This window comes from Thalassotalea crassostreae (genome assembly GCF_001831495.1).
GTDB lineage: Bacteria > Pseudomonadota > Gammaproteobacteria > Enterobacterales > Alteromonadaceae > Thalassotalea_A > Thalassotalea_A crassostreae.
This window is the reverse complement of sequence record NZ_CP017689.1, coordinates 215687-233042: the sequence shown is the minus strand read 5'-3', so window position 1 is coordinate 233042 and position 17356 is coordinate 215687. Positions and strand designations below refer to the sequence as shown.

Here is a 17356-nt window from a genome sequence, read left to right as displayed (position 1 = left end):
ACAAAACTGTTTGGGTGTTGTATGGTTAAGCCTCACGGGCAATTAGTATCAGTTAGCTCAATCCCTCACAGGACTTACACACCTGACCTATCAACGTTGTAGTCTCCAACGACCCTTTAGGGGACTTAAAGTCCCAGTGAGAACTCATCTCAAAGCCTGCTTCCCGCTTAGATGCTTTCAGCGGTTATCAGTTCCGAACGTAGCTACCCGGCAATGCCACTGGCGTGACAACCGGAACACCAGGGGTTCGTCCACTCCGGTCCTCTCGTACTAGGAGCAGCCCTCTTCAATTCTCAAACGCCCACGGCAGATAGGGACCGAACTGTCTCACGACGTTCTAAACCCAGCTCGCGTACCACTTTAAATGGCGAACAGCCATACCCTTGGGACCGACTTCAGCCCCAGGATGTGATGAGCCGACATCGAGGTGCCAAACACCGCCGTCGATATGAACTCTTGGGCGGTATCAGCCTGTTATCCCCGGAGTACCTTTTATCCGTTGAGCGATGGCCCTTCCATACAGAACCACCGGATCACTATGACCTACTTTCGTACCTGCTCGACGTGTCTGTCTCGCAGTTAAGCTGGCTTATGCCATTGCACTAACCGTATGATGTCCGACCATACTTAGCCAACCTTCGTGCTCCTCCGTTACTCTTTGGGAGGAGACCGCCCCAGTCAAACTACCCACCAGACAGTGTCCCCAAGCCCGATAAGGGCTCTAGGTTAGAACATCACGCATACAAGGGTGGTATTTCAAGATTGGCTCCACCACATCTAGCGACGCGGTTTCAAAGCCTCCCACCTATCCTACACATGTAGGAGCAATGTTCACTGTCAAGCTATAGTAAAGGTTCACGGGGTCTTTCCGTCTAGCCGCGGGTATACGGCATCTTAACCGCAAATTCAATTTCACTGAGTCTCGGGTGGAGACAGTGTGGCCATGATTACGCCATTCGTGCAGGTCGGAACTTACCCGACAAGGAATTTCGCTACCTTAGGACCGTTATAGTTACGGCCGCCGTTTACCGGGGCTTCGATCATGAGCTTCGCAGAAGCTAACCCAATCAATTAACCTTCCGGCACCGGGCAGGCGTCACACCGTATACGTCATCTTTCGATTTTGCACAGTGCTGTGTTTTTAATAAACAGTTCCAGCCACCTGGTTACTTCGACTCTCCTGTGCTTACTCCGCAAGGGATTCACACTAGAGAGCGTACCTTCTCCCGAAGTTACGGTACTATTTTGCCTAGTTCCTTCACCCGAGTTCTCTCAAGCGCCTTAGTATTCTCTACCTAACCACCTGTGTCGGTTTGGGGTACGGTTCCTATATATCTGATGCTTAGAAGCTTTTCCTGGAAGTAAGGCATCAACAACTTCAACTCCGTAGAGTCTCGTCTCGTATCTCAGTGTTAACAGCGTCCCGGATTTACCTAAGACACCCACCTACATACTTTCACATGGACAACCAACGCCATGCTTGCTTAGCCTGCTCCGTCCCTCCTTCGCAATATATAGAAGTACAGAAATATTAATCTGTTTCCCATCGACTACGCGTTTCCGCCTCGCCTTAGGGGCCGACTTACCCTGCCCTGATTAACATGGGACAGGAAACCTTGGTCTTTCGGCGGGGGAGTTTTTCACTCCCCTTATCGTTACTCATGTCAGCATTCGCACTTCTGATACCTCCAGCAAACCTTACGATTCACCTTCAACGGCTTACAGAACGCTCCCCTACCACTCTTACTAATGTAAGAATCCGCAGCTTCGGTGCATAGTTTAGCCCCGTTACATCTTCCGCGCAGACCGACTCGACTAGTGAGCTATTACGCTTTCTTTAAAGGGTGGCTGCTTCTAAGCCAACCTCCTAGCTGTCTATGCCTTTCCACATCGTTTCCCACTTAACTATGACTTTGGGACCTTAGCTGGCGGTCTGGGTTGTTTCCCTTTCCACTATGGACGTTAGCACCCATAGTGTGTCTCCCGGATAGTACTCATTGGTATTCGGAGTTTGCAAAGGGTTGGTAAGTCGGGATGACCCCCTAGCCTTAACAGTGCTCTACCCCCAATGGTATTCGTCCGAGGCTCTACCTAAATAGATTTCGGGGAGAACCAGCTATCTCCCGGCTTGATTAGCCTTTCACTCCGACCCACAAGTCATCACCGCATTTTTCAACATACGTGTGTTCGGTCCTCCAGTTGATGTTACTCAACCTTCAACCTGCCCATGGGTAGATCGCCGGGTTTCGGGTCTATGCCCTGCAACTAAACGCGCAGTTAACACTCGCTTTCGCTACGGCTCCCCTAATCGGTTAACCTTGCTACAGAACATAAGTCGCTGACCCATTATACAAAAGGTACGCAGGCACCGGACTAAATCCGGCTTCCACTGCTTGTACGTATGCGGTTTCAGGTTCTATTTCACTCCCCTCACAGGGGTTCTTTTCGCCTTTCCCTCACGGTACTGGTTCACTATCGGTCAGTTAGGAGTATTTAGCCTTGGAGGATGGTCCCCCCATATTCAGTCAAGATTTCTCGTGTCCCGACCTACTCGATTTCATGATAAGTTTATTTTCGTGTACGGGGCTATCACCCTGTATCGCTGTCCTTTCCAGAACATTCCACTAACTTACAAACCACTTAAGGGCTAATTCGCGTTCGCTCGCCGCTACTAACGAAATCTCGGTTGATTTCTTTTCCTCGGGGTACTTAGATGTTTCAGTTCTCCCGGTTCGCCTCATAACGCTATGTATTCACGTTACGATACCCGCCTTACGACGGGTGGGTTTCCCCATTCAGAAATCGAAGACTATAACGGTTTTTATCACCTTGTCTTCGCTTATCGCAGATTAACACGTCTTTCATCGCCTCTAACTGCCAAGGCATCCACCACATACGCTTAGTCACTTAACCATACAACCCCAACCAGTCTTTCAACTTTCGAGTGACTTGGTGACAAAACCAAATCTAAATGTACGTCTGACATTTTCACGCATTCAATAAGAATGAGATAACTTATCAACAAGTTATCTATCTCAAGCATTACTGCTTGAGCCTTGAGTAAGAACAACTAACATAACGACTATGTTAGTTATAATTCGACAATCTAATGATTGTCTAAATGTGTTTCTGTAAACAGAAACTCATTGGTTGATAATTCGCATGCGTTTATGACTGGTGATCATAAACACGAATTATCGGGTTTAATATCAGCTTTCCAAATTGTTAAAGAACAGTGAGTTAAAAACTCAAAGATAAACGTTATCGCTTATCTTTAAGTTTTTCTGAAGAAAATGGTGGAGCTAAGCAGGATCGAACTGCTGACCTCCTGCGTGCAAGGCAGGCGCTCTCCCAGCTGAGCTATAGCCCCATTGTGTCACCAATGGTGTCGGTCAACTTTGCTTTTAGCAAGGTATTTTATGACGACGTTTAGTTCACCTAAACGAGTTATAAAATAACGCAGATAAAAGTAAAATTTGGTAGGTCTGAGTAGACTTGAACTACCGACCTCACCCTTATCAGGGGTGCGCTCTAACCAGCTGAGCTACAGACCTATTATTTTCTTCATATATTCGTTATCAGGCAATTTGTGTGAACACTCAACGAAGTTGAGAAATTACTTAAGGTAAGGAGGTGATCCAACCCCAGGTTCCCCTAGGGTTACCTTGTTACGACTTCACCCCAGTCATGAATCACAAAGTGGTAACCGTCCCCCCGAAGGTTAGACTAGCTACTTCTTTTGCAACCCACTCCCATGGTGTGACGGGCGGTGTGTACAAGGCCCGGGAACGTATTCACCGTGGCATTCTGATCCACGATTACTAGCGATTCCGACTTCATGGAGTCGAGTTGCAGACTCCAATCCGGACTACGACAGACTTTCTGGGATTCGCTCCACCTCGCGGTCTCGCTGCCCTCTGTATCTGCCATTGTAGCACGTGTGTAGCCCATCCCGTAAGGGCCATGATGACTTGACGTCGTCCCCACCTTCCTCCGGTTTATCACCGGCAGTCTCCTTAGAGTTCCCGCCACTACGCGCTGGCAAATAAGGATAGGGGTTGCGCTCGTTGCGGGACTTAACCCAACATTTCACAACACGAGCTGACGACAGCCATGCAGCACCTGTCTCAGAGTTCCCGAAGGCACTAATCTATCTCTAGAAAATTCTCTGGATGTCAAGGGATGGTAAGGTTCTTCGCGTTGCATCGAATTAAACCACATGCTCCACCGCTTGTGCGGGCCCCCGTCAATTCATTTGAGTTTTAACCTTGCGGCCGTACTCCCCAGGCGGTCAACTTAGCGCGTTAGCTACGCTACCCACAGATCAAGTCTACAGACAGCTAGTTGACATCGTTTACGGCGTGGACTACCAGGGTATCTAATCCTGTTTGCTCCCCACGCTTTCGTGCCTCAGCGTCAGTATCTGTCCAGGTGGCCGCCTTCGCCACTGATGTTCCTTCCAATCTCTACGCATTTCACCGCTACACTGGAAATTCCACCACCCTCTACAGTACTCTAGATAGCCAGTTCGAAATGCAGTTCCAAGGTTGAGCCCTGGGCTTTCACATCTCGCTTAACAATCCGCCTACGCACGCTTTACGCCCAGTAATTCCGATTAACGCTCGCACCCTCCGTATTACCGCGGCTGCTGGCACGGAGTTAGCCGGTGCTTCTTCTGTCGCTAACGTCACAGATGCAGAGTATTAATCTACACCCTTTCCTCACGACTGAAAGTGCTTTACAACCCGAAGGCCTTCTTCACACACGCGGCATGGCTGCATCAGGGTTTCCCCCATTGTGCAATATTCCCCACTGCTGCCTCCCGTAGGAGTCTGGGCCGTGTCTCAGTCCCAGTGTGGCTGATCATCCTCTCAAACCAGCTAGAGATCGTCGCCTAGGTGAGCCATTACCTCACCTACTAGCTAATCTCACTTGGGCTAATCTAAAGGCGAAAGGTCCGAAGAGCCCCTCCTTTGGTCCGTAGACATTATGCGGTATTAGCAGTCGTTTCCAACTGTTGTCCCCCACCTAAAGGCATATTCCCAAGCATTACTCACCCGTCCGCCGCTCGTCATCTTCTAGCAAGCTAGAAATGTTACCGCTCGACTTGCATGTGTTAAGCCTGCCGCCAGCGTTCAATCTGAGCCATGATCAAACTCTTCAATTAAAAAGTGTAATGTGAACCAACAAGTGGTTCGGCTCAATGAATTCTGTACTCTTATTTCCGAAGAAATAAGTTTCAAATAAAACGTACTTATCTAATGTTATAAAAACATCGTTTAAGTATGTATATTTGTGTAGTCATTCACTGAGTAAGTTTTGAATCCGAAGATTCTGGTAAAATCTACATCAACGTGAATGTCCACACAAATTGCATGATAACTAATTGTTAAAGAGCTCTCTTTCGAGAAAGTGATAATCGCATTCGTTATTCACTTGGTGCCCCGTTGGCCTTGGCCCGAAGCAGGATGCGTATTTTACTCATCCTCGTTTTGAAGTCAACAGCTAATTTAAAGTATTTTCAAATTAAATTGTCAACGTTTGTAATCAGCGATAAACGCAATCCCAAACCTTCAAACTATTCTAGGCAATCGCCGTAGAAGAGCTGCGCATTGTATTGATTTATTTATCCGCGTCAACCACAAATTTAACTTTAGACAAAATAAACCATATTTTGTCTAAACAATAAGCAAACATTGCTTATTTTGAAGACAATAAAATTCATTTCCATTTTAAAAGGGCAAAACGAGTTATGGCTAAGTCACAATTAATCCACACAAGTTAGTTACTTTTTAACCACTACACTTGCAGTTTGTTAAAATCTCGTTAACATAGGATTTGATTAGAAAATTTATCTATTAATTAAAAAAACAATAATCAGGTATTAATAATGAAATCTCCACTTATCTTAACCTCTGCCTTTGTCGCAAGTGCACTTACCGCGATTGGCTACTTTACTGCAGGTGCCGTTACTGCTTTCAACGCTGAATCAATAGCAATTGGACTATTTGTCGGCGCATTTTTATCACCAATGATCATTAAAATGATGGCAGGTAGTAAATCCTCTGATGATGTAAAGACTCTTTATGTTGGAAATCTTCCTTACAGAGCTAATGAATCAGCAGTTAGAGAATTGTTTTCTGAGCACGGCTTTGTTCATTCCGTGCGTTTAATGAAAGACAAACATACGGGTAAACGACGAGGTTTCGGTTTTGTGGAAATCGCAGCAGCAGACGCAAGCAATGCTATCGAAACGTTAAATGATTCAGAATTTCAACAAAGAACTCTTAAAGTAAGAGAAGCGAAAGAAAGACCAGAACCAAGTTAGTTAAAGAAAAAAGAATTAATTAAAAAAGGGCCAATGCATTCGCATTGGCCCTTTATATTATTCGACTAACAATAGAATTTATTGTTCGCGAGCAATGGCTCGGTAAGCAATATCAGTTCTAAACTCTACACCTTGCCATGAAATTTGATCGAGTAATTCATAAGCTGATTTTTGCGCTTCAGTAACATTAGCTCCTAATGCAGTAGCACATAATACTCGGCCGCCAGCAGTAACAATGTCGCCATCTTTTTCTGCGGTACCAGCATGGAATGTTTTACGGTCGTTATTTTTATTAAGCTCTAGGCCTGAAATCACGTCGCCTTTCGGGTAGTTGCCTGGATAACCTGCAGCAGCTAAAACCACGCCAACAGCAGCACGCGAATCAAAATCGATCGTTGCTGAATCTAATTTACCTTCGCAAGCTGCAATACAAAGCTCAACGAGATCAGATTGAAGGCGCATCATAATTGGCTGTGTTTCTGGATCACCGAAGCGACAATTATATTCAATTACCTTAGGGGTGCCATCAGCATCAATCATCAAACCTGCGTATAAGAAGCCAGTGTATGGTGCGTCTTCTTTTGCCATACCTTCAACAGTCGGCATAATAACTTCTTTCATAATACGATCATGAATTTCTGGGGTCACAACTGGTGCAGGAGTGTAAGCCCCCATGCCACCGGTATTTGGACCTTCATCATTGTTATATGCTCGTTTATGATCTTGGCTAGTTGCCATTGGCAATACATTTTTACCATCAACCATAACAATGAAACTTGCTTCTTCGCCATCAAGAAATTCTTCGATAACAACACGGTGACCAGCATCACCAAACGCATTGCCAGCAAGCATATCTTTAATTGCATCTTCAGCTTCCGCTAAAGTCATAGCAACAATCACACCTTTACCTGCAGCTAAACCATCTGCTTTAACTACAATCGGAGCGCCAATTTCTCTAACATAAGCAATTGCCGGATCTATCTCGGTAAAGTTTTGGTAGAAACCAGTAGGAATTTTATGACGCGCAAGGAAATCTTTTGTAAATGCTTTAGAACCTTCTAACTGTGCTGCTTTTGCACTTGGGCCGAAAATCATCAAGCCTTCAGCTTGAAATGCATCGACAACTCCATCAACTAACGGCTGCTCTGGACCAACAATAGTTAATGCAACATCATTTTGTTTAGCAAAACTAACCAAACCTTGGATATCACCAACAGATAACGAAACATTTTTAAGTTTGTTTTCTGTTGCAGTACCGGCATTACCCGGCGCTACAAATACTGTTTCAACATTATCAGATTGCGCTGCTTTCCATGCCAAAGCATGTTCACGACCGCCGCTACCAATTACTAAAACATTCATTTTTCATTATTTCCTAAATATTTCGGCTTATTTAGCCGGTTTAATAAATTTTAAGGTCATGCGGTCACTTTCACCAATTGCCGCATATTTAGCTTTATCTTTTTCACCTAAACGATATACCGGAGGCAATGTCCATACACCTCTTGGATGATCAGCTGTATCTTTAGGGTTAGCATTTATCTCGCTCGTCGCCGCTAACTCAAAACCAGCAGCAATTGCTAAGTCAATCGTTAACTGTTGCGGGAAATAACCACTTTTACTATTTTCTTCTAAGTTTTGCGAAGCTGGCATTCTGTGTTCAACAACACCTAAAACACCGCCAGGCTTTAATGCTTTAAAACTATCAGCAAAAATTTGTTTAACACCTTCGACTTTCCAATTGTGAAGATTTCTAAATGTTAAAACTAAATCTGCACTATTCGCTGGAGCGATTGCGCTGGCAACACGAGGGGTGAAATTAGTTAATTCAACTTCACTATAAACATCATTTGCAGCAAGTTTAGCTTCTAGTTTTTTACGTGATTTACTGTAGTAGTTATCTTCACCTGTATCAGGGTAATGAGCACCATATAATTTACCAGTACCTTTTACTGCTGGGGCTAATATTTCAGTGTACCAACCACCACCAGGCGCAATTTCTACTACTGTCATATCTGAACGAAAACCAAAAAACATCAATGTTTCTTCTGGGTGACGATAAACATCACGAGCTTTATTTTTATCACTACGATGTTTGCCAGCGATGGCTTGTTCTAATTGTGTTTTAGCCATTGGTTGACTAATTTCAGCCGCGAAACTTGTGAACGAAACGGTACCGATAGTGCTTGCTAGAATCGCAGAAGATAATAAAGATTTCATTGTTTTCATTGTTATACCCTTAATTGAGCTATTTGTTATTTTAAATCGAAGTTGCCTATTTATAGCAGATAACTCTTTCATAAGAAAATAGGTTCAAAAGAAAATGAACCCTTATTACAAACAAGCAACTATAACAATTAAGTCAGGTGACGCTTAAATAAGAAACGGCAACAGTGAAATACTGCTGCCGTCTTATATAAAACTAATACTTATATCTACGCTAATCCTTCACAATTAGTGACGGAAATGACGCATTCCTGTAAATACCATCGCGATACCGTGCTCATCAGCTGCAGCAATAACTTCGTTATCACGCATTGAACCACCCGGTTGAATTACAGCAGTAATACCAGCTTCAGCCGCTGCATCTAAGCCGTCACGGAACGGGAAGAATGCATCTGATGCCATAACTGAACCAGGAACTTCCAAGTTTTCATCAGCTGCTTTAATGCCAGCAATTTTCGCTGAATAAACGCGGCTCATCTGGCCTGCACCAACACCAATAGTCATATCATTTTTAACGTAAACAATGGCATTAGACTTAACGTATTTAGCAACTTTCCAACAGAATAATAAATCACTCATTTCTTGGTCGGTTGGTTGACGCTTAGTTACTACTTTAAGATCATCTAAACTCACCATACCGTTGTCACGATCTTGAACTAATAAACCGCCATTAACGCGTTTTTGTTCTAAGCCAGTGGTTTTCGTAGTCCATTGTCCACACTCTAATAAACGTACGTTTGGTTTAGCAGCAACGATTTGTGCCGCACCATCAGAAATTTTAGGTGCAATGATAACTTCAACAAATTGACGTGAAACAATTGCTTCTGCGGTATCAGCATCTAATTCTTGGTTAAAAGCAATGATGCCGCCAAATGCTGATGTAGGGTCAGTTTTAAAGGCTTTTTCATAAGCTTCTAAAATATTGTCACCTAGTGCAACACCACAAGGGTTAGCATGCTTAACGATTACACAAGCAGGTTTATCAAATTCTTTTACACATTCTAGTGCTGAATCAGTATCGGCAATGTTGTTGTAAGAAAGTGCTTTACCTTGAATTTGAGTCGCAGTAGAAACAGACGCTTCTTCTGGTTCTGCTTCAACGTAAAAAGCTGCGTTTTGGTGAGAGTTTTCACCGTAACGTAAATCTTGCTTTTTAATATATTGGCTATTGAAAGTGCGAGGGAATTCACTAACACTTTCTTCTTTGTCATCGTAAGCAGGTAGCATTTTGCCGAAGTAATTTGCAATCATGCCGTCGTAGCTTGCAGTATGCTCATAGGCAGCAATCGCTAAATCGAAACGTGTTTTATACGTTAGTGAACCAGCATTATCATTCATCTCAGCTAATACACGATCGTAATCATTTGCATTAACTACGATAGTCACATCTTTGTGGTTTTTCGCAGCAGCTCGAACCATAGTTGGTCCACCAATATCGATGTTTTCAATTGCATCTTCCAATAAACAATCTTCGTTTGCTACCGTTTTAGCAAATGGGTAAAGGTTAACAACAACCATATCGATTGCAGAAATATTATTTTCTGCCATCACAGCTTCATCCATATCACGACGAGCTAAAATGCCACCGTGAACTTTAGGGTGAAGAGTTTTTACACGACCGTCCATAATTTCCGGATGGCCAGTGTAGTCAGATACTTCAGTAACTGGGATGTTATTGTCAGCTAATAATTTAGCTGTACCACCAGTTGATAGAAGATCAACACCTTGTTTCGATAGTGCTGCAGCGAATTCAACAATACCGGTTTTGTCAGAAACGCTTAAAAGTGCGCGTCTAATAGGGCGTGGAGTATCCATAGTTTTTGTTTGCCTTTATATAATTAAAAAATTTTGTTTACTTTTTATGGTTTAAAAACCATAACCTGAAATAACTGAATCGTATCCGTCCATGATAATTCTAAGTAACTTCATCCCTGTATAAAAAAAGCACCCGAAGGTGCTTTGAGGCAGGCTAAACCTGCCTACTTATTAATTCATACCGTATTTTTTAAGCTTCTTACGTAAAGTACCACGGTTGATACCCAGTAAGTTTGCAGCACGTGTTTGGTTGCCACGTGTATACTGCATCACCTCTTCAAGCATAGGTGCTTCGATTTCAGATAAGACAAGGTCGTACATATCGTCAACGTCGTTACCATTTAATTGTGATAAGTAGTTTTTAATCGCTACTTTGGCTTGGGTACGTAAAGGTGATGCCTTGGTCTGAGTTTGCAGGTCACCGATAACAAATGGAGAAGTAATATTTTGTTCAAACATAAAGTTCAGACTCTTATTTAGTTAAATTATCAAAAAACATATTTAGCGCATCAAGTTGCTCATTAGGCGTTTCAAGTGCGTTAAATATAGAACGAAACTGTTTACCTTGGTCATGCGTTTGCAAATACCAAGAGACGTGTTTACGGGCAATCCTTGTTCCCATAAATTCGCCATAAAACATATGCAACTCTTGCACATGCCCCATCAAGATGGCTTTGATTTCAGCAAGCTCTGGCGGAGGTAAATGTTTACCTGTTTCAAGGAAATAATTTATTTCCCTAAAGATCCAAGGCCTACCTTGTGCTGCACGGCCAATCATAACCGCATCAGCTTCGGTATAATCTAATACCTGTTTTGCTTTTTCTGCACTATCAATATCGCCGTTGGCGATAATCGGTATTGAAACCGATTGCTTGACTGCTTTAATGGTATCGTATTCTGCATTGCCTTTATAAAAGTCATTGCGAGTTCGGCCATGTACCGCTAGCGCAACTATTCCATTGTGTTGAGCTATTTGTGCAATTTCGACAGCGTTTCTGCTGTCTTCACACCAACCAGTGCGAATTTTTAGAGATACTGGAATATCAACTGCAGTCACTACCGCTTGAACAATTTTTTCAACTTGTTCAGGTGCTTTAAGTAATGCAGAACCTGCCAATTTCTTATTTACTTTCTTTGCTGGGCACCCCATATTGATATCAATAATTTGAGCGCCATTATCAGCATTAATTTGAGCCGCAAAGGCCATTTCATCTGGATCAGAACCAGCGATTTGAACACTGCGAATGCCCGCCTCATCGCCATGTTCCATTCTTAACATCGATTTGCCTGACTTCCATACTTTAGGATTGGAAGAAAGCATTTCTGACACAGCCATACCAGCACCTAACCGACAACAAAGTTGCCTAAAGGGTTTATCTGTAATTCCAGCCATTGGAGCTAGAATGACATTACTGTCTAACTTGTAAGAACCAATTTTCACGTGACGATTTTTTGAGCTACTGCTTAAAAGGGCGCTAAGTTTACGCGCTTTTCCAAAGAAATAAAAGTAGATATTTTGAACAATATTAAGTTTTTTGGCAGTTTTTATAGTTGACTTTTATTTAATCTTATAAGAGGCAAAAAAAAGACAACAAAATATTAAATTTTGTTGTCTTTTATTGACGATGTTGTAATTCAATCGTTATCGATTACGAGCCCCGGATAACCGCACCCATTCGTCTTGAACTGCAATAGCATCCATCTTACACCATTGGCCGTATAGTTGTTGCAAGCCTTCACCCTGTTCTTCAAGAATACCAGATAATGCTAGCAAGCCATTGTCACCAACATAATCCATAATAACCGGTGCTAATTCTTTTAAAGGACCTGCCAATATATTGGCAACAACCACATCTGCTTTGAATTCTGGTTGGTCTTTTGGCAAGTACAATTCTAATCTATTCTCTACACCATTACGTTTAGCATTTTCAAGACTTGCTTGCAGCGCTTGCGGATCAATGTCGATACCAATAACTTTATCAGCTCCTAGTTTTAAAGCGGCTAACGATAAAATGCCAGAGCCACAACCAAAGTCGACCACGGTTTTACCAGTTAAATCTAGAGAATCTAGCCATGTCAAACACAAAGCTGTGGTTGGGTGAGTACCAGTACCAAACGCTAACCCAGGATCAAGCATAACATTAACCGCTTCTGGCTCAGGTACTTCGCGCCAGCTTGGGCAGATCCATAAACGCTTACCAAATTTCATAGGATGAAAGTTGTCCATCCATTCACGTTCCCAATCCTTATCTTCTAATTGTTCTAACTTATATTGCATCTGCGCACCGTCAGGGTGAATAGATTTTAGGTAAGTGATCGCTTTATCCATGTCGTGGCTTGCTTCAAATAACCCCATGACGACCGTATTGTGCCAATAGATAACCTCATCACCTGGCAACGGTTCATATATAGGAGTGTCTTGTGCATCAATAAAAGTCACTGCTTGTGAGCCACAGGCTACTAACCAATCACTATATTTTTCTGCGGTTTCTTCGTTAGCCTGCAAACGCAGTTGAATCCAAGGCATATCATTTCTCTCAAATAATTTTCTGTTGCTAGTTTAACACTTCTTAAAACAATGCCGCTAATATTCTTGTGAAATTGATTCAAAAAGTTTCTTAGCTATGCTTAATGAAATAGTTAATGGAATTGGTATAAAGGATTTTCATGTTCTTATCACGACTTAGTAGACACGTTAAAAATCAAAATTGGGTTGCCGTTGTTCTTGATTTCATCATCGTTGTTGCCGGGATATTTGTTGGCTTACAAGTGAGCAATTGGAGTGCGAAGCAGCAATCAATTGAAATACGTAATGTTTACTATCAAAGATTACAGGCCGATTTAAAAGTTGATTTTGATACTATCAGCAGAAGACAACAGCATTTTCAACAAGTCATGGAATACGCGACTACATCGCTAGAACTATTAAATAGCAAAGATAAGGTATCGCAAGCAGAACAATGGTCGAAGATATTGGCACTTTTTCAAGCAAGTCAAATTTGGACATTCATTCCTTCGAGTCCGACTTATAGCGAGTTACAAAGTACTGGTTCACTCAATTTAATTGATCAACCAAAGCTACTACAAGCTTTAGATCTCTACTATGACAACGGTAGTACTCAATTAAACTTAGTGGCGGGAGGCAGCCCAGAATATCGAACACATATTAGAGGCAAGCTTCCATGGAATATTCAAACTTATATTTGGCAATATTGTCACTCAAGGGGCGCAGAACATCTTGATTCGCAACAATTGCTAGATTGTAAGCGAGATAATTTTAACAGGGATTATAATCAACTAATAACACAACTACGTGAAGATACGAAATTAAAGGATAATTTACGCAGTTGGATGTCTACCATTAAAATAACAATGGAATTATATAAAGGATTGAAAGAAGAAATCGACAATTTGAATGATTTAATAGAACAGCAATTACCACAGTCAAAGCTCATTGGAAACAAAGCATAGCCTTATAAATGTAACAAGATAGAGCGCTTATCTTTCTTGGTCATTTTATCAACCACCAGAAGAAAAGAGTTGTCGATAAGACGTTCAACCTCTCCTTTTGGCACTGAGCCATCAAAATAAATGCTGATCCAATGCTTTTTATCCATGTGATAACCAGGCGTTATGGCGTCGAAAATGTCCTGCAGTGCCAGAGATTCGTCAGGGTCACATTTTAAATTTATCATTGGCAAGTCATTATGGACGCCTATTAAAGCGAACATTTTGTTATTTACTTTAAACACCGAAACGTCATCACCAAACGGGAAGCTTAATGTCGTTTGAGGTTTAGCTAACAAGTAGGACTTTATTACTTCTAGATTCATTTACTACGCTATTTTAAAAACACTAGTTAAGAAACTTTCTTCAAAAAAAAGGCTATTAAAATAATAGCCTTTTTTCATAATTTCTGGTTAAGTATTCTGTTTAAATAAACTAATTAACTTTTACTTTCGATAGCTCTTCTTCAAGCCATTCGATAGCTTTATTTCGCCCCATATGTAAGCCGGAAAAGTTTTTGACGTTTAACTCGTCGTGTTTTCGACGTTCTAATAAGTCACGTGCTTTATCCAAGTTTAACTGATCATAAGTTATCACTGCTGCAGCTTTGAGGTTTTCAAGCGACGCTACGTGCAAAGATGCTTCATAGGTAAATGTATAATTGTGAATTTTATTCACTAAAACTGCGAACGGTCCTTCAAAGTAATTTAGAAGGAATTCATCATATTCTTCACACATTTCTAAACTCATCACAACGCCTTCATCGATCATTAGCTCAGCTATATTGTCAGAAATAAGATTTACAAAGCCAAAACTTAAAGTGTATTTCATGGTGTCTCCGAAAAATAATCATAAAATGAAAATACACGCATCCATTTTTGTCACATATGTACAATTAAATTACTACATTAATGACATACTTCAAATTAAAAATTAGATTAATATTGTGCACACACTCTCTACCATAGAGGACCATGGTACTGTTATCTGTTTTCTTAACAACACGTCTATTTAATAGCAAACACAAAATAACAGGGTTACACGTCAATCAGAATTTTTAGCGCAATTATATTTTTTATACTATTAAAAGTAGATGAGAATATTAATAAAATCTAATGAGAATGATAATAAATTTTTGATTACCTCTAGCTATATTTTAAACCCTTTAAATAACAGTCCTTTATCGAACCAAAATATCGTGGCACAATGGATTAAAATAATAATCAGGATGACAAATGACCCGTATACTCATTATTCTGTTGAGCCTTTTCAATTTTTCGCTACACGCAACCGAGCAAGCTCAACAAATATTTGCCGAAATGGCTCCTTCACTTTTTCAAATAAGATTAATAGACAAAGCCACAGGTGAAAAGTCGACAATAGGATCTGGCTTTCAAATCAGTGAGGATGGTTACATTGCCACTAACTACCACGTTATTTCTGGCTTTGCTCAACACCCAGACAAATACATTATTGAATACGAAAATCACATTGGCGAAAAAGGTCAGTTAACACTACAGACCGTCGATGTGATCAATGATTTAGCTATTGTCCGCTTAGAAGAAGACTATCAACCTCAATATTTTACTGTCTCTACAACAACGCCAACTAAAGGTGAAGAACTATATTCTTTAGGTAACCCTCATGACTTGGGTATGATAGTTGTGCCGGGAACTTATAATGGCCTCAAAAAAGAATCATTTAACGACCGTATTCATTTTACTGGCTCCGTTAACCCAGGTATGAGTGGTGGTCCTGTAGTAAATCGCTTTGGTGAAGTCGTTGGTATTAATGTTGCGTCTTCAGGAAATCAAATAGGCTTTTTAATTCCTCATCAAAAATTAGCGGCATTAATAAACCAATTCGAAGAGCAAGTCGCGTTGACAATTGATCAACAAATCACCGCACAACTCAAAAAGAATCAATCTGAACTACTAACGGACATTTTATCCTCTACGTGGCAAAGCAAAGCATTTGCCACAGCGTCAATACCTAAAACAGGGGTTAATTATATTCGTTGCTGGGGTAATTCAAATGCAGATAAACCAAATGCGTTAATCTTTACTGCCGTAACTAACTGTCAAATGGAAGATTACGTTTATTTATCCGAGAACTTTAATACCAGCACTGTAGACATGGAGTTTCATTATCTTTCTGCGGAAGATATTTCTAGTACTCGCTTCTATCAAATTTACCAAAAGCAAATTAACCGTGCAGTTGCAAGCAATCGCGCAGGTAAAGAAGACGTCTCAGAGTTTGAGTGCCAACATGACATCACCGAAAACCAAGGTAACCTTCGCAACAAATCAGTTTTATGTGTACGCGCCTACAAAAAATACCAAGGATTATTTGATGTGATGTATATCGCCGCAAGTATTGATAAAGGTAATCAAGCCATCGTTAGCCATTTTACTTTATCCGGCGTTGAGCAAGAACTTGCCCAACAATTCAATAAGAAATTTATGGAGTCGGTAAAATGGAATTAATCATTGAAGAAATAAGTCGTGGTAAGAAACTAATAGGTCGCCATAAATTTGCCACCGAATCAATCACTATTGGCCGAGGATATCAAAATGACATCATTTTATCTGACCCGCATGTGTGTTCGGATCACTTAGCAGTAAAATTGGAAAATGGCATTTGGTATATTCGAGATCTTGAATCTCTCAACGGCTCTCGCTTAACCAATAAGATGCCGATCACTTCTTGGCAAGTACTAAACTCTGGTGACATTATTCGCATCGGTAAAAGTCAGTTACGTTTTTTCTGCAGTTCACATCCTGTAGCCGAAAGCTTACATTTTTCTGCGACAGAGGAATTAGTAGAGAATATTGGTCGATGGCCAACGGTAATCGCTATGTTATTACTGTTTAGCATCCTTAATTTTACAATGTACTATCTCAATCAGGGCACTAAAGAAATTCAGTATAGTGACTTGTTCATCAGTGTTGTTGGAACAACGATTGCCTACGCTCTATGGCCACTAATCTGTTCATTAATCGCCTTTATGAACAAACAAGAGACTCGTATTAGCAGTCAATTAGGGGTAAGTTTTGTCATCATCAACCTATTTTGGCTGGTCGATTTTGTTAATGCATTCCTTGGGTTCAATCTCTCTAGTCAATGGGCTTGGCAGTGGTTAATCGCTATTACAACAATTGTATTAACATTTACTATGCTTTGGTTTAACTTCTTTATTGCGTTTAATCAAACCAATAAACGCCGAGTTAAAATCGCACTTGGGATTACGGTCTTTATTTATGGTGGCTTATATCTTCAAGAAATGAGCGTGCAGCCGGAGTTCAACCCTTACCCGGTTTATGACAGTACATTAATGACACCTGAATTTTCGATTAGCGGCGCAAGTTCAAGCGACGAGTTCATTGAACAGAGTAAAGAGTTATACAGTACAGCGAAAGAGAAAGCCGACGAAGAATAATTAATAGAACGTCAAAAAAAACGCAACTCATAGAGTTGCGT

Annotated in this window: 12 protein-coding genes, 2 tRNA genes and 2 rRNA genes; 4 read left to right on the top strand and 12 right to left on the bottom strand. The window is 41.3% G+C overall.

Annotation, left to right across the window (positions count from 1 at the left end):
- Positions 1 to 21: 21 nt before the first annotated feature.
- The 4 genes from LT090_RS01090 to LT090_RS01075 form a co-directional block, all read right to left on the bottom strand.
- A 23S ribosomal RNA gene (locus LT090_RS01090) occupies positions 22 to 2913 on the bottom strand.
- 381 nt (positions 2914 to 3294) lie between these two features.
- Positions 3295 to 3370 (bottom strand) — tRNA-Ala (locus tag LT090_RS01085).
- 107 nt (positions 3371 to 3477) lie between these two features.
- Positions 3478 to 3554: transfer RNA gene (locus LT090_RS01080), tRNA-Ile, on the bottom strand.
- A 72-nt stretch (positions 3555 to 3626) separates the two neighbouring features.
- A 16S ribosomal RNA gene (locus tag LT090_RS01075) occupies positions 3627 to 5167 on the bottom strand.
- Together the 16S and 23S rRNA genes with 2 tRNA genes alongside form the textbook arrangement of a ribosomal RNA operon.
- Positions 5168 to 5890: 723 nt before the next feature.
- Between LT090_RS01075 and LT090_RS01070 the strand changes: the two genes are divergently transcribed.
- Positions 5891 to 6328, top strand: a complete 438-nt coding sequence (locus tag LT090_RS01070; protein ID WP_068547215.1) for an RNA recognition motif domain-containing protein — start codon at positions 5891 to 5893, stop codon at positions 6326 to 6328.
- A gap of 78 nt (positions 6329 to 6406) precedes the next feature.
- Here the strand turns inward: LT090_RS01070 and purD are convergent, their stop codons facing one another.
- The 6 genes from purD to prmA all read right to left on the bottom strand — a co-directional run bounded on the left by purD (position 6407) and on the right by prmA (position 12896).
- Complete coding sequence (purD, locus tag LT090_RS01065; RefSeq protein ID WP_068547216.1) at positions 6407 to 7690, bottom strand: phosphoribosylamine--glycine ligase; 1284 nt, start codon at positions 7688 to 7690, stop codon at positions 6407 to 6409.
- 27 nt (positions 7691 to 7717) lie between these two features.
- Positions 7718 to 8557, bottom strand: coding sequence for a class I SAM-dependent methyltransferase (locus LT090_RS01060; RefSeq protein WP_068547217.1), 840 nt, complete (start codon positions 8555 to 8557; stop codon positions 7718 to 7720).
- Between the two features lie 225 nt (positions 8558 to 8782).
- A complete protein-coding gene (gene purH / locus LT090_RS01055; protein ID WP_068547218.1) occupies positions 8783 to 10369 on the bottom strand; it encodes a bifunctional phosphoribosylaminoimidazolecarboxamide formyltransferase/IMP cyclohydrolase in 1587 nt (528 codons plus the stop codon).
- Positions 10370 to 10540: 171 nt separating this feature from the next.
- Positions 10541 to 10828 carry a DNA-binding transcriptional regulator Fis gene (gene fis / locus LT090_RS01050; RefSeq protein ID WP_033075879.1) on the bottom strand — a complete coding sequence of 96 codons (288 nt, stop codon included), beginning with the start codon at positions 10826 to 10828 and terminating at the stop codon, positions 10541 to 10543.
- Between the two features lie 13 nt (positions 10829 to 10841).
- On the bottom strand, positions 10842 to 11810 hold the full coding sequence (dusB, locus tag LT090_RS01045) for a tRNA dihydrouridine synthase DusB (protein WP_082897232.1): 969 nt from the start codon (positions 11808 to 11810) through the stop codon (positions 10842 to 10844).
- A 201-nt stretch (positions 11811 to 12011) separates the two neighbouring features.
- Complete coding sequence (prmA, locus tag LT090_RS01040; RefSeq protein WP_068547219.1) at positions 12012 to 12896, bottom strand: 50S ribosomal protein L11 methyltransferase; 885 nt, start codon at positions 12894 to 12896, stop codon at positions 12012 to 12014.
- A 140-nt stretch (positions 12897 to 13036) separates the two neighbouring features.
- On the opposite strand from prmA, the gene LT090_RS01035 reads away from it, so the two are divergent.
- Complete coding sequence (locus LT090_RS01035) at positions 13037 to 13840, top strand: DUF6090 family protein (protein ID WP_068547220.1); 804 nt, start codon at positions 13037 to 13039, stop codon at positions 13838 to 13840.
- A gap of 2 nt (positions 13841 to 13842) precedes the next feature.
- On the opposite strand, the gene LT090_RS01030 is transcribed toward LT090_RS01035, so the two are convergent.
- Together LT090_RS01030 and LT090_RS01025 are read right to left on the bottom strand one after the other, a co-directional pair.
- A complete protein-coding gene (locus tag LT090_RS01030; protein ID WP_068547221.1) occupies positions 13843 to 14202 on the bottom strand; it encodes an MmcQ/YjbR family DNA-binding protein in 360 nt (119 codons plus the stop codon).
- A gap of 109 nt (positions 14203 to 14311) precedes the next feature.
- Complete coding sequence (locus LT090_RS01025) at positions 14312 to 14707, bottom strand: hypothetical protein (RefSeq protein ID WP_068547222.1); 396 nt, start codon at positions 14705 to 14707, stop codon at positions 14312 to 14314.
- A gap of 404 nt (positions 14708 to 15111) precedes the next feature.
- On the opposite strand from LT090_RS01025, the gene LT090_RS01020 reads away from it, so the two are divergent.
- Together LT090_RS01020 and LT090_RS01015 are read left to right on the top strand one after the other, a co-directional pair.
- The gene (locus LT090_RS01020; protein ID WP_068547223.1) at positions 15112 to 16362 is read left to right on the top strand and encodes a S1 family peptidase; all 1251 of its coding nucleotides are present in this window, start codon (positions 15112 to 15114) and stop codon (positions 16360 to 16362) included.
- Complete coding sequence (locus tag LT090_RS01015; RefSeq protein ID WP_068547224.1) at positions 16353 to 17315, top strand: FHA domain-containing protein; 963 nt, start codon at positions 16353 to 16355, stop codon at positions 17313 to 17315. Before LT090_RS01020 ends, LT090_RS01015 begins: the two co-directional genes overlap by 10 nt.
- Positions 17316 to 17356 lie beyond the last annotated feature (41 nt).

Coding starts and splice junctions, on each gene's coding strand:
- LT090_RS01070 (WP_068547215.1), top strand. CDS start 5,891: ATGAAATCTCCACTTATCTTAACCTCTGCCTTTGTCGCAAGTGCACTT.
- purD (WP_068547216.1), bottom strand. CDS start 7,690: ATGAATGTTTTAGTAATTGGTAGCGGCGGTCGTGAACATGCTTTGGCA.
- LT090_RS01060 (WP_068547217.1), bottom strand. CDS start 8,557: ATGAAAACAATGAAATCTTTATTATCTTCTGCGATTCTAGCAAGCACT.
- purH (WP_068547218.1), bottom strand. CDS start 10,369: ATGGATACTCCACGCCCTATTAGACGCGCACTTTTAAGCGTTTCTGAC.
- fis (WP_033075879.1), bottom strand. CDS start 10,828: ATGTTTGAACAAAATATTACTTCTCCATTTGTTATCGGTGACCTGCAA.
- prmA (WP_068547219.1), bottom strand. CDS start 12,896: ATGCCTTGGATTCAACTGCGTTTGCAGGCTAACGAAGAAACCGCAGAA.
- LT090_RS01035 (WP_068547220.1), top strand. CDS start 13,037: ATGTTCTTATCACGACTTAGTAGACACGTTAAAAATCAAAATTGGGTT.
- LT090_RS01030 (WP_068547221.1), bottom strand. CDS start 14,202: ATGAATCTAGAAGTAATAAAGTCCTACTTGTTAGCTAAACCTCAAACG.
- LT090_RS01025 (WP_068547222.1), bottom strand. CDS start 14,707: ATGAAATACACTTTAAGTTTTGGCTTTGTAAATCTTATTTCTGACAAT.
- LT090_RS01020 (WP_068547223.1), top strand. CDS start 15,112: ATGACCCGTATACTCATTATTCTGTTGAGCCTTTTCAATTTTTCGCTA.
- LT090_RS01015 (WP_068547224.1), top strand. CDS start 16,353: ATGGAATTAATCATTGAAGAAATAAGTCGTGGTAAGAAACTAATAGGT.